Here is a 12620-nt window from a genome sequence, read left to right as displayed (position 1 = left end):
GCTTTCCGCCGTCTGCGCCAGCCTGTTTCTGCTGCTTGGAAGCGGGATGTCGAGGGCCGGCGGGACGGAACTCCCGGCCGACGGATCGTCGGCCGGGGCCGAGCATGCGAAATTCCTGGTCGCGCAGGCCTTGGCGTTGGAGCACGGCGAGGGGGTGGCACAGAATGCCGCAAAGGCGGCCCAGATGTATTGTGAAGCGGCCCGACTGGGCGACGCCGAGGCAATGTATTCGCTTGGCTGGATGTATGCGAACGGGCGCGGTGTAGAACGCAGTGATTCACTGGCCGGTACCTTGTTTGCCATGGCTGCGTTCCGCGGACACGACCATGCTGCGAAGATGATGCGGTTCACGGGGGAGTACAAGGGCGTCGTGCCCGAGTGCATGAATCCCCCTGAGTCGGAGCGGACCGCCGATGTTGACCGCAAGTGGAATTACACGGCCTACCTGGCTTCGCTACCCCCGGCAAAGCGCGATATCGGTAAATTGGTCGTTTCGCTCGCGCCGCAGTACAACATCGATCCGGCGTTGGCGCTGGCGATTGCGAGCACCGAGTCGAATTTCGATCCCGCTGCCGCATCGCCGAAAAGCGCACTTGGAGTGATGCAGTTGATTCCGGAAACCGCCGAACGCTTCAACGTGCGCAATGCCTTTGACCCCGCCCAGAACATCAAGGGCGGGCTCGCCTATCTGCGCTGGTTGCTGGCGTATTTCCAGGGTAACGTTGCCCTCGTGGCGGCCGGCTACAATGCGGGCGAGGGCGCGGTGGATCGCTATCGTGGTGTGCCACCGTATCGTGAGACCCGTAATTACGTGGATAGGATTCTGACGCTCTTCAAGGCAGATCGTCATCCTTTTGAGAGGCGGGTGGTCGAACCCTCGCCAATGCTGAGTTCGGTCCGGGTCGCTGTCCAGTGATCGTGCTTCCCGTCCGGACGGTCGAGCGCGGTTTCGCCAAGGTGCTGTTCTTTCTCTCGGCGATGTTCTGCGTTCATATCAGCAGTGCGGCAGAGCTGGTCGATACCATCAAGCTGGTGAGGCCGTCGATCGTGGCGGTAGGCACCTTCAAGCCGACGGCAAATCCCCAGTTCACATTTCGTGGTACCGGCTTCGCCGTTGGCGATGGTTCGCTGGTGGTCACGAATGCTCACGTGCTGCCGAACTCGGTCGATCTTGATGCGTATGAAAGCGTGGCGATTGCCATTCCGGGGGACGACGCTCCCGGTGCATCAGGGCGAAAGGCGCAGGTTGTCGCAACCTCGCCCGAACATGATCTGGCGCTCCTCAAATTTGCGGGGCCGCCGTTGAAACCGCTTGGACTGGCTGAAGACGCCCTTGTGGAAGAGGGCGAGCGGGTGGCCTTCACCGGTTTTCCGATCGGGTCTGTCCTTGGGTTGATTCCGGTGACGCATCGCGGCATCGTTTCGGCGGTGACTCCGATCGTCATGCCCGGGCGCAACGCCCGGGAACTCAACCCGCGCAACATCCGTTCACTCAAGGATCCATTCCGGGTGTATCAACTCGATGCAACGGCTTACCCCGGCAATAGTGGTAGCCCCCTCTACGATCCCGATAGCGGGGCCGTGATCGGCGTCATCAACATGGTGCTGGTAAAGGCCACGAAAGAATCGGCGCTGAGTCAGCCCAGCGGGATTTCGTATGCAATCCCGTCGCGTTACATCCATGACCTGCTCCGGCGCTGAGCACCGAGGTATGGAGTAGGGCGCCTGGTCCCCCCGACAGGAATCGAACCTGTATCTAGCGCTTAGGAGGCGCTCGTTCTATCCATTGAACTACGGAGAGCAGGCGGCGCGTATTGTAGCGGGTTGGCCCGCCAACAACCAAATCGGAATCTGTCGCTGGATGCTCACGGGTAGAATGGCGGGTTTCAAGGCTTCTTTCGCTCCCAATGCCACTTGCTTCGCTAGACAAGGCCTCCCTGGCCTTTGGCCATGTTGCCCTGCTCGATCGTGCCGACTTCCAGCTTGACCCCGGTGAGCGGCTTGCGCTGATCGGGCGCAACGGCAGCGGCAAGTCCAGTCTGCTCAAGGTACTGGCGGGGCAGGTCGTCCTCGATGACGGGCTGCTTTGGCGGCAGCCGGGGTGCCGGTTGGCTTATGTCCCTCAGGAACCGGACTTCACACTCGAGCGCGATGTGTTCGAAACGGTTGCGGATGGCCTTGGTGAGGCGGCACGCCTGCTTACTGCCTATCATGACGCGCTGATCGCGGTGGCCGCGTCAGCCTCGACTGAATCCCTGGCGCGACTGGAGCGCCTCCAGCACGAACTCGAGGCAGCGGACGGCTGGCGGCTGAACCAACGGGTCGAGCAGATGCTCAGCCGCCTGGGACTGGATGCCACAGCCAAGGCAAGCGCCTTGTCAGGCGGAGGGCTCAAGCGCTTGGCGCTGGCGCGTGCGCTGGTGAGTGAACCGGACGTACTTCTGCTCGACGAGCCGACCAACCATCTCGATCTTGATGGTATCGAGTGGCTTGAGTCGCTCATTCGTGATTTTCCGGGTGCGGTGGTCGTGATCACCCACGACCGGGTGTTTCTGGATCATGTCGCGACCCGCATCGTGGAGCTCGATCGCGGCCTGCTCAGCAGTTTTCCCGGCAGCTATGCGGACTATCAGCGCAAGAAGGCCGAGTCGCTTGAAGCCGAAGCGCGTGCCAGTGAGCGTTTCGACAAGATGCTTGCGCAGGAGGAGGTCTGGATTCGCAAGGGCATAGAAGCTCGCCGAACGCGCAATGAGGGCCGGGTGCGGAGGCTCGAGGCACTGAGGGTCGAACGCGCGGCGCGACGCGACCGGCTTGGGAACGTGAGCCTCGAGGTCGATCGCGGAGAAAAGAGTGGCAAGATGGTGGCCGAGCTTGAAGGGGTCGGCAAGCGCTTCGGGGATCGATGGGTGGTCAGGAATTTCAGCACCCGAGTGCTGAGGGGGGACAGGATCGGCATCATCGGCCCCAATGGCGCAGGCAAGACGACGCTGCTGAAACTCATTCTTGGCGATCTGGAGCCTGATGAGGGCAGTGTCCGACGAGGTACCCGCCAGAACGTGGCCTACTTTGACCAACTACGGACGCAGCTCGACCCCGAGCTGCCATTGACCGAGGTCATCAGCCCCGGTTCGGATTTCGTTGAAATTGCCGGCGAACGCAAGCATGTGATCGGCTATCTCGGGGAGTTCCTGTTTTCGCCGGCCAGGGCTCGATCGCCGGTCAAGACGCTGTCCGGCGGAGAGCGCAATCGTCTGCTGCTGGCGCGCCTGTTTGCCAGACCGGCCAATATCCTGGTCCTCGACGAACCGACCAATGACCTCGACATCGAGACGCTGGACCTTCTGGAAGAACTGCTCTCCTCCTACGATGGCACCCTGTTCCTGGTGAGCCACGATCGCGCATTTCTCGACAATGTCGTGACCCAGGTAATCGCAGCGGACGGAGACGGTAGTTGGGGTGAATACGTCGGTGGTTATTCCGACTGGCAGCGCGTTCGTACCGAGCGGGCTGCCGCCCAGGCTGTGGCGGCAGCCGAGCGAAAGGCGAGCGAGACGCGTCGCCCCGCGCCCGCACGGGGGGGTAAGCTTTCGTTCAACGAGAAGCGCGAACTCGAAACCCTGCCGGACAGGATTTCGGCTCTCGAGGCGGAGCAGCAGACAATTCAGACCCGTCTGGCGGACCCGGTCATCTATCAGCAGATGCCACAGGAGGTGCCGGTGCTCAACGAGCGTCTGCACGCAATCGACCAGGAACTCGAGGCAGCACTTGAGCGCTGGGAGGTTCTGGAAACCAAGGCAGGCGGCTGAGTTTGCTTACAGTGCGTTCGTGTTCGCAAGCCATGCTACGGTCGCAACGGATCCCAGAAATACGACGAGATGAAACCATGACCAGTACCGGTAGCGCATCGCAAGCCGGTTCGGATCGAGATCGGATATCAGGTATAAACGGCCGTCCGCCGGTCTGCGCATGATGTGCGTTTCGGCCGAGCTTATTGCCATGCGCTGCGCCCGCGTCACCTCGCGACGCGCCTGAGCGCGTGCAAGTTCCCATTCGCGCAGATCGATCTGCCCGTCGCCATCGAGATCGAAGCGTTCGAGCAGGTGGTTGCGGTCGCGTTTCCATTCCGCAAGCAGGTCGCGGACCTGACCGGCGCTGTCTGCCGTCGGTGCAATGCTGCCAAGGGTCGCGAATTCGCCGATCGCGTAGATCGGGTCATGCCTGATCAAAGCCCACTGAATGACCCTGTCGTCGCTCCCGCGGGGGTAGATATCCTTTCGGGTTATCAGCATCTCCGCGCCTTCCGGATCGAGCGCGCACTGTCCGGAGCCATCGTCCACGAGTATTGACGTGTCGCTTTCTTCGGTATGCGTCGTCACCCATTTGTCGCCACGACGACATTCGTACTGAACGCGGTACCACAAGACCGGCAGTCCATTCACCGGGGAGGGCAAGGCGACCCCCGATAGTGGAAGCCCCTGGCCGCGCAGTTCGCAATAACCCTGAGCTGCCGAGGCGATCCGTGAGGTTGGTGTATCGAGGATGATTCTTCCATGGCGGATCGATCGCATCCAACCGAAGAGGCCGCTGGTCAGCAAGGCTGCCAGCGCCACGCGGGTAGCCCACCGCGAATCGATGACGAGCGCCGTGAGTACGGCCGACAATTGCAGGCCGGGCAGGAACAGCCGCGTTGCATCACGCCGCAGCGACACCAGCATCGTTCAGGCGCCAAACAAGGCCTTGATGTCCACGTCGCGTTTCTCGTTCATTGCGAACTCGAGCAATGGTTGAGAGCCGAACCGGAAGAGCCTGGCAACGATGAGATCGGGGAACTGTTCGATCCTTATGTTCTGCAGATTGGCCGACTCGTTGTACCACTCCCGGCGATCCGCGATCGCGTTCTCGAGCGCGGCGATGCGCGTCTGAAGTTGCATGAAGTGCTCGTTGGTACGGAGCTCGGGGTAAGCCTCGGCCAGGGCGAACAGGTGGCTGAGGCCCGCGCGCAGCGAATCTTCCGCCTCGCCGAGTGCGGGAAGGTCGTGGCGCTCGCGCGCGGAGGCAACCTGGGCACGGGCATCGATGACACGCGTAAGCGTCGACTGTTCGAAGCGGGCGTATTGCCGGCAGACCTCGATGAGCTTGGGCAGTTCGTCATGACGCTGCTTCAACAGCACGTCGATATTGGACCAGGCCTTTGCGACATTGTGCTTCAGCTGGACCAGTCCGTTGTAGATCAATACCGCGTAGATTGCAGCAATCAGGATGGTGCCCAGCGTGATGGCCGACGGAATGCTCATTGAATCGTTTCTCCGGTGATTCGATCTTGATCCATGCGACCAATGATCGTGGCGTTCGGCCGGCTGTGCAAGTCAGGGCAGGGGGAGGTAGGGCGCGGCTTCCTCGGGCGTGAGCCCCAGTCTCTTGAGGAGCGGTTCCCGCCCCATGTGGACCAGCGTGCCGATTGCCTCGAAATCATCCGGCAATGCGGGATCGGTCCAGCCGTGAGCGCTATGCCGCGCCAACGCAGCAGCCAGGGCGACGGTCTGAACGCGGGGGTTTTCGGCATCGGCCTCGTTCATGAGCGACACCAGCAGCGCCGGCAGGCGCCAGGCCTTGACAAGTGCGGACTGGATCTCCTGGGCGGTAAAGCCGAACACCTCACGTTGGGCGACGACGCTGCGCAATGTCGGGTCCGCCTTCTGCATCGCATACACTTTTTCAGTGAGGACCGGTGCGAAGCACCAGCACAGGATCTCCGTCGCTTCGCGCAGAAGCGCAGCAAGGGTGATCTCGTCCACGTCGAGATCATGTCGGAGGATTGCCCAGTCGCGGGCAAAGTGCGCAGCTCGCCTCGCTCTTCCGATTACCTGCAGCAGACCGATGAGGGCTTTGGGGCGCTTGGCGAGCAGGTCTTCGACAATCGGAAGATTGTAGAACTCGCGAAAGAAAGGCGTGATACCCATCATCATCACTGCGCGATCAACGGTCGTGATGTCGTGGTTCTGTGTTGCGCCGCGCTTCCGTTCAAGGAAGCTGATTACCCGCATTGCCATAAGCGGGTCACCGAGAATGACTGCCGCAATTCGCCGACCACTTACAGACTCCTCGTCCTCGCGCAGGGTGTCGAGCTCGCGTACCGTACGTTTGAGTACCGGTAGCGATTGGCTCTCGAAATGCGCCACGTAGGCCTCGGTCGTGTCGAGGGCGTGTTCTAGCTGCGTCATCTGGGACATGTGGAGGTTTTGCTCACCATCGGGTATACGGTCCGGCGCAAGTGGACTTGAGCGGATTCTGCCCGATCATGCCACGCATGGTGGTTGGCCCCTTCGGCATCATAGGCTTTTGGTTATAATCGATCGGCCAAGTCCGCAGCATCTGCACCCGGTAGCGTCGTCCAGACAAAGGAGTTGATGTCAGTGAGTTCGTCATTCAAGGCTTTTGTGATCGATCAGGCCGAAGACCGGAGCGTACGCGGTGATCTCACGACGCTCGAGTATGGGCAGCTCGATCAGGGTGAGGTGCTGATCCGGGTGCATTACTCCAGCATCAATTACAAGGACGCGCTGGCAGCGACCGGCGCCGGCAAGGTCATTCGCAGGTTTCCGTGCGTGGGTGGAATCGATCTTTCCGGCGAGGTCGTCGAAAGCGGTGACACCCGCTTTGCAGCGGGCGACCAAGTCATCGCGACCAGTTTCGATATCGGAGTCTCCCACCACGGCGGCTATGCAGAATACGCGCGTGTTCCGGCGCAGTGGGTGGTGCCGCTTCCGGCGGGGCTGGATCTCTTCGAATCGATGGCGCTTGGTACGGCCGGTTTTACGGCAGCGCTCGGCGTGGTTCGCATGGAGGCCAACGGGCTTTCTCCGCAGAACGGACCGGTGCTTGTGACCGGAGCGACCGGTGGTGTTGGCGGACTTGCCATCGACATGCTGTCGGGACTGGGCTACGAAGTCGTGGCGCTCACCGGCAAGGCTTCCGAAGAGCCGTATCTGCGTGATCTCGGAGCGTCGGCGATCAAGCTGCGTTCGAGCATCGATTTCGATAAGGTGCGACCGCTCGAGACCGCCACGTGGGCGGGTGCGGTCGACAACGTCGGCGGACAGATTCTTCATTGGGTTCTCGCCACGATGAAGCAGGCGGGAACCGTGGCGAGCATTGGCAATGCTGCGAGCTTCAATATCTCGACAACCGTTTTTCCATTCATCCTGCGTGGCGTGAGCCTGCTCGGCATCGATTCGGGGTATATCGGATTCCCGATTCGCCAGCAGGTATGGGACCGCCTCGCGACCGATCTCAAACCCCGTCGTCTGGCCCAGGTTACGCGATCGATTTCCATCGACGAGCTTCCGGCCGCATTCGACGCCTTCATCAAGGGCCAGGTCAGGGGCCGGACCGTGGTGAGGGTTCTGGCTTGAGCATTCCCCATGACTGAAGAAGACGCTCAGGCTCAACCAAGGGTTCTCATAGTCGACGACTCCCGCATGGTGCGGGCGTCGATTGCCAAGCAGATCCGCGGCAGCTTCGATGTCAGGGAAGAGGCAGATGGTGAAGCGGGTTGGCAGGCGTTGCTGGTTGACCCGACGATAGAACTGGTCATCAGCGATATCGGGATGCCCAAGCTCGATGGATTCGGACTGCTCGAGCGGATCAGGGCTTCGCGTGTTGCGCGGGTTCATGAACTTCCGGTGTTGATCATTTCGGGCGACGAGGAAAGCGACGCCCGCGAGAAGGCAAGGGCCCTGGGTGCCAACGATTTCATCACCAAGGGTATTGGCTCGGTTGAACTGCTTGCCCGGCTCCAGTCCCTCCTTACACTCGCCAGCGCCCGACGGGAGCTCGAGCAGAGTCGCGAAGCGCTGGCTGCCCAGAGCCCGGTCGATCCGGTTTCGGGGCTGGTCACACCGGCCTATCTGCACTGGCATGGAACCCAGGAAATGTCACTGGCGCGCAGGCGCCAGGCTGCGATCTCCGCGATGGTTATCCAGATCGACGACTACGAGGCACTCGTCGAGCGATATGGCGGTCATATTGCCGGTCTTGTGACCCGCAAGCTTTCCAAGATACTGAGCACGAAGGTGCGCAAGGAGGACACGGTTGCCCAGCTCGCTGCGGCGCAGTTTGCAGTCCTGTCGCCGAGCACCGATATCGATGGCTGCGGTGCCTTCGCCCTGCGTCTTCGCCGCACCATCGACAAGATGGTCATGACCTACCGCGACGAACGCATCCGGATCACCATCTCTGCCGGACTTGCAAACTCCGCGACCGATTCGGTCGAATCGTTGAGCCGCCTGATCGGCGTGGCTGTGCAACGCGCAGTGGCAGGCACGAGCGCGGGCGGCGACAGGGTGATTGCGCATGAGGGGGAAGTCGACGCGACGACGATCGGACGCTTTTCGCGTTTGCCCGTCAGCATCGATCATGCACTGATGCAACTGCGCAGCGGTGCAGATGCCGAAGTCTGGGGGCGCGGCCGCGATGTGATAAACACGCTGTTGCCCTTGTTTGAATTGATAGAATCACGACTCGGGTGTGGCATGCCTGTCGAATCCCTACGACAGTTTGCGCAAACACGCCCCGACGATGAACCGGCAGAAAGACCGGAAAGCAGCAATAACTAAAAAATCTTTCGACATAGCAGGGAAATACTGGGAGAGGAAACAATGACTTATAGCGATTTTCATCGCCGCTCGATCGACAAGCGCGACGAATTCTGGGCCGAACAGGCCGAACTGGTGCATTGGAACAAACCACCGCAGCAGATCTGCGATTTCTCGAATCCGCCGTTCGTGAAGTGGTTCAAGGGTGGAGAAACCAATCTTTGCTACAACGCTGTCGACCGGCATGCAGCGAAGCGGCCGAACGACAAGGCCCTGATCTACATTTCCACCGAAACCGACGAGGAGAAGGTCTACTCGTTTGCCGAGTTGCAGACCGAGGTGGAACGCATGGCAGCGATCTACCAGGAGCTCGGCGTCAAGAAGGGCGATCGTGTACTGATCTACATGCCGATGATCGCCGAAGCCGCGTTTGCAATGCTGGCGTGTGCGCGTATCGGTGCAATCCACTCGGTCGTGTTCGGTGGCTTCGCTGCAGGCTCTCTTGCCACCCGGATTGATGATGCCAAACCCGTGCTCATGATTTCGGCCGACGCAGGCATGCGCAACGGCAAGCCGGTGCCGTACAAGCATCTGGTTGACGAGGCCTGCTCGCTGGCCGAATTTCCGCCGAAGAATGTCTTGATCGTCAATCGCGGGCTCGACAAGGGGTTTACCAGTGTCGAGGGGCGGGACGTGGATTACGCCGCGCTTCGTGCTCGACATATGGATGCGCGGGTCCCAGTGACTTGGGTCGAGTCGTCCGAGCCGAGCTATATCCTCTATACCTCGGGTACGACCGGCAAGCCTAAGGGGGTTCAGCGCGACACTGGCGGATACGCGGTAGCGCTGACCGCGTCGATGAAGCACATTTTCACCGGCGAAGAGGGCGAGACCATGTTCTCAACCTCTGATATCGGTTGGGTGGTAGGGCACTCATACATCATCTATGGCCCGCTGCTAGCGGGCATGGCGACGATCATGTACGAGGGAACGCCGCTGCGACCTGATGCGGGTATCTGGTGGCAGATCGTCGAGAAGTACAAGGTCAGCGTGATGTTCTCGGCGCCGACCGCCGTCCGCGTGCTCAAGAAGCAGGATCCGGCTTTCCTCAAGAAATACGATCTCTCCTCGCTCAAGCATCTGTTCCTTGCCGGCGAACCGCTCGATGAAACGTCGCACGAGTGGATCATGGGTGAGCTCGGGATTCCGGTGATCGACAATTACTGGCAGACAGAAACAGGGTGGCCGATGCTGGCGATCTGCCGTGGCGTCGAGGACAGCAAGATCAAGCTCGGTTCGCCGGCCTTCCCCGTGTATGGCTACGATCTTCGTCTGTTCCGGGAGGACGGTTCGGAAGCCGGTGCCAACGAGAAGGGCATCGTTGGGATCGTTCCGCCGCTACCGCCCGGTTGTCTTTCCACAGTCTGGGGGCAGGACGACCGGTTCGTGTCTACCTACTTCAGCACTTTCAGCGATCCGGTCATCTACTCATCCTCGGACTGGGGCATTCATGACGAGGCAGGCTACTACACGATCCTCGGCCGAATGGATGACGTGATCAACGTCGCGGGCCACCGCCTTGGTACCCGAGAGATCGAAGAAGCCGTTCAAGCCCACCCGGCAATTGCTGAAGTCGCGGTGGTGGGGGTGGCGGATCAACTCAAGGGCCAGATGCCGATGGCGTTTGCCGTGGTGAAGGATGCGTCGGTGGTTGATACGCCGGAAAAGCGTGCGGCGCTCGAGAAGGAAGTGATGAAGAAGGTCGACAGTCTGCTTGGTGCAATTGCACGACCTGGCAGGGTGCACTTCATCGGCGGTCTTCCCAAGACGCGCTCCGGCAAGATGCTGCGGCGCTCGATCCAGGCGCTTGCAGAAGGGCGGGATGCCGGCGACCTGACGACCATCGACGATCCTTCGACGCTGGAACAGATCAAGGCCGCACTCAGTCAATGAGCAGGACTTCGGATCAATAAGACCAAGGGCCGCGCGTGCGGCCCTTTTTCATGTGAAAGCCCGGTTGCCGCTGTTACGGCCCGTCACGACACTTCGTTGTCGCTCGCCGAAATCTCATCCTGCACCACGTTCCAGACCGGTTTCACGAGGAAGCGCAGGCCCTTGATAATCCCATTTACGTCCATCATTGATGGCACTCTGATACCGCGATGTTCGACGGGGCCGCCAATCTGTTGAATCTTTACCCCAAGTTTCGCAAAGTGGGATTGCAAGCGTGGTTCCGTCAGCACGAACAGCGTTTCGATACCGCGTCGCTTTGCCATGGCGACTGCGCCGAGATAAAGGCCGATCGGAATATAGGGAAAGCGAGGCTGCTCTGCGGAGCCGAAGTCTTCGTCCTGCAGCACGACGGCAGCCTGTTTCTCTCCCTTGCGTCGGCGAAAATGTGATCTGACAGCGAGTCGCGAAACCTCGGCAATCTTTTCCCGCGGAATCTTTGCAGGATCGATGATCGACCGGTCCAGCGTTGCCGCACACGTCCGCTCAAACGGGAGTGGCGCGGCGGGATCGTGCGAATTTGCAAGCACGAGCCGAGCGCAGCCGACCGGATGCGATGGCTCGGTCGAGGTACGGAGCAGGCAGTGAATACTGTGAGCATCGTAATCATCGGTTTCCCGGCGATCCGGCCGAACCGGCTCAAAGCCGAGTTCTTCGCAGTAAACTTCATGGCGGACGCGGAAGACCTCGTCGCGCACGCTATCGGAAGATGCGGCCTCGATGGAAAAGTATTTCTTGAAGCCCTGGCCCAGATTGAATGCTTCGAGAATTGACATGGATTTTCCTGGGGTTCGCCTCAGACGCCTTGGCGAAGCGCATCGACGATCGGTGTTCTGACAGTGCGGCGTGCGGGAAGCGTCGCTGCGAGGACGGTCGCGGCGAGCCCGATCAGCCAAGCTTTTATGACAATTTCCGGGACTATGCGTATGAATGCAGTGTAGCCGACGTTCGCGTTTGGCGGTGGCGGCATCGGTATGCCTATTGCAGACGCTAGCAGAGCGACAGCGATACCCAGAAGTACACCGATACTCGCACCCGTGATCCCCAGGACTAACCCTTCCGCCATCAGTAAGCGGAAGACGTCCTTGGGGCGGTTCCCAAGTGCCCGCAATGTGCCCAGCTCGCTCTGTCGCTCGAAGGTGCTCATATTGATGCTGTTGATGACCGATAGCAGAACCATGAACATGATGATCCATTCCAGGACACCGAATTGGCGATCGTAGAGCTGGATGGTCTTGTCGTAAAAATCCGAAAGCTGGCGCCAGTGTCTGGCATCCAGTGGTCCGTTTGCGATCTGCTGCATCACTTGAGCGTAGGCGCTATCCGTCGCACCAGTGTCGTGCAGCGTCAGAACCATCAGGTTGGCGCCGTCCGTGAGCAGCAGTTCCCGCGCGGCTGCGAGTGGGATACGGATTGCTCGGGCATCAAAATCTTTCGAGAAGCTTTGAAATATGCCGACCACTTCGAACTCTATCGAGTTCAGTGCCCCATCGGCAGTATTCAGAACCAAGGTTACATGATCACCTGGTTTGATCCCGAGAGCATGCGCAACGCCCTGGCCTGCCAGCAGGCCAAAACGGTCCGAATCAGTGAGTTGGCGCCCATCGGTGATCGTAAGGTATGTGCCAAGTTGCGCTTCCTTTTCGGCCTCGATTCCTTCGCCGATGATCGCCAGATCCCGTCGGCCGTTGTTCAGCAGGCCGCTGAAATTAAGACGCTCTGAGACCGAGTCAACCGAATCGATCGTTTCAAGACGTCCTGCAACCGCTGCTGAGTCAGGAATCAGGTACTTCTCGGGCTTTCTGCTCCCCTTGTCCAGAAAGTCTTTCTTGAATACCTGGATATGGCCGGTTTGGGAGTGAATGATTGCTTCTCCCAACTGAATGAAAATGTCCTTGATGAAGCCCCCTGACAGGATGAGGCCGGCAACACCAAAGGCAATTGCGGTAAGCGTCATCGAAGTACGCAGTTTCTGGCGTAACACGTTGCGCAACGCGAGAGTGAAGAGCATGCGGT

The 12620-nt window shown here is 60.1% G+C and carries 11 protein-coding genes and 1 tRNA gene; 6 read left to right on the top strand and 6 right to left on the bottom strand.

Features of this window, described 5'->3' with window-relative positions:
• Positions 1-46 precede the first annotated feature (46 nt).
• Both GQB03_RS06550 and GQB03_RS06545 read left to right on the top strand, forming a co-directional pair.
• Positions 47-916, top strand: coding sequence for a lytic transglycosylase domain-containing protein (locus tag GQB03_RS06550; RefSeq protein ID WP_159686343.1), 870 nt, complete (start codon positions 47-49; stop codon positions 914-916).
• The gene (locus GQB03_RS06545; protein ID WP_235026973.1) at positions 913-1701 is read left to right on the top strand and encodes a S1 family peptidase; all 789 of its coding nucleotides are present in this window, start codon (positions 913-915) and stop codon (positions 1699-1701) included. The genes GQB03_RS06550 and GQB03_RS06545 overlap by 4 nt, the downstream gene beginning before the upstream one ends.
• Positions 1702-1726: 25 nt before the next feature.
• Here the strand turns inward: GQB03_RS06545 and GQB03_RS06540 are convergent.
• Positions 1727-1801: transfer RNA gene (locus GQB03_RS06540), tRNA-Arg, on the bottom strand.
• Between the two features lie 106 nt (positions 1802-1907).
• On the opposite strand from GQB03_RS06540, the gene GQB03_RS06535 reads away from it, so the two are divergent.
• On the top strand, positions 1908-3806 hold the full coding sequence (locus tag GQB03_RS06535; RefSeq protein ID WP_159686340.1) for an ATP-binding cassette domain-containing protein: 1899 nt from the start codon (positions 1908-1910) through the stop codon (positions 3804-3806).
• 6 nt (positions 3807-3812) lie between these two features.
• Here GQB03_RS06535 and GQB03_RS06530 read toward each other — a convergent pair whose 3' ends face one another.
• The 3 genes from GQB03_RS06530 to GQB03_RS06520 all read right to left on the bottom strand — a co-directional run bounded on the left by GQB03_RS06530 (position 3813) and on the right by GQB03_RS06520 (position 6230).
• Positions 3813-4715: a hypothetical protein gene (locus GQB03_RS06530; protein WP_159686337.1), complete on the bottom strand. Its 903-nt coding sequence runs from the start codon at positions 4713-4715 to the stop codon at positions 3813-3815.
• Positions 4716-4718: 3 nt separating this feature from the next.
• Complete coding sequence (locus GQB03_RS06525) at positions 4719-5294, bottom strand: LemA family protein (protein WP_159686334.1); 576 nt, start codon at positions 5292-5294, stop codon at positions 4719-4721.
• A gap of 72 nt (positions 5295-5366) precedes the next feature.
• Positions 5367-6230: an HDOD domain-containing protein gene (locus tag GQB03_RS06520; RefSeq protein WP_327516553.1), complete on the bottom strand. Its 864-nt coding sequence runs from the start codon at positions 6228-6230 to the stop codon at positions 5367-5369.
• A 183-nt stretch (positions 6231-6413) separates the two neighbouring features.
• Here GQB03_RS06520 and GQB03_RS06515 point away from each other — a divergent pair, with 183 nt between their 5' ends.
• The 3 genes from GQB03_RS06515 to GQB03_RS06505 are packed head-to-tail and all read left to right on the top strand — an operon-like array spanning position 6414 to position 10547.
• Complete coding sequence (locus GQB03_RS06515; protein ID WP_235026972.1) at positions 6414-7412, top strand: oxidoreductase; 999 nt, start codon at positions 6414-6416, stop codon at positions 7410-7412.
• 9 nt (positions 7413-7421) lie between these two features.
• Positions 7422-8615, top strand: coding sequence for a GGDEF domain-containing response regulator (locus tag GQB03_RS06510; protein ID WP_159686328.1), 1194 nt, complete (start codon positions 7422-7424; stop codon positions 8613-8615).
• Positions 8616-8657: 42 nt separating this feature from the next.
• Positions 8658-10547: a propionate--CoA ligase gene (locus GQB03_RS06505; protein WP_159686325.1), complete on the top strand. Its 1890-nt coding sequence runs from the start codon at positions 8658-8660 to the stop codon at positions 10545-10547.
• 83 nt (positions 10548-10630) lie between these two features.
• Here the strand turns inward: GQB03_RS06505 and GQB03_RS06500 are convergent, their stop codons facing one another.
• Together GQB03_RS06500 and GQB03_RS06495 are read right to left on the bottom strand one after the other, a co-directional pair.
• The gene (locus tag GQB03_RS06500; RefSeq protein ID WP_159686323.1) at positions 10631-11380 is read right to left on the bottom strand and encodes a PEP-CTERM/exosortase system-associated acyltransferase; all 750 of its coding nucleotides are present in this window, start codon (positions 11378-11380) and stop codon (positions 10631-10633) included.
• 20 nt (positions 11381-11400) lie between these two features.
• Positions 11401-12615: an ABC transporter permease gene (locus GQB03_RS06495; RefSeq protein WP_159686320.1), complete on the bottom strand. Its 1215-nt coding sequence runs from the start codon at positions 12613-12615 to the stop codon at positions 11401-11403.
• Positions 12616-12620: the final 5 nt, after the last annotated feature.

The organism is Cognatazoarcus halotolerans, from assembly GCF_009800965.1.
Classification (GTDB): Bacteria; Pseudomonadota; Gammaproteobacteria; order Burkholderiales; family Rhodocyclaceae; genus Cognatazoarcus; species Cognatazoarcus halotolerans.
Note: the sequence above shows the minus strand (reverse complement) of the source record. Positions and strands in the feature narration are given on the sequence as shown.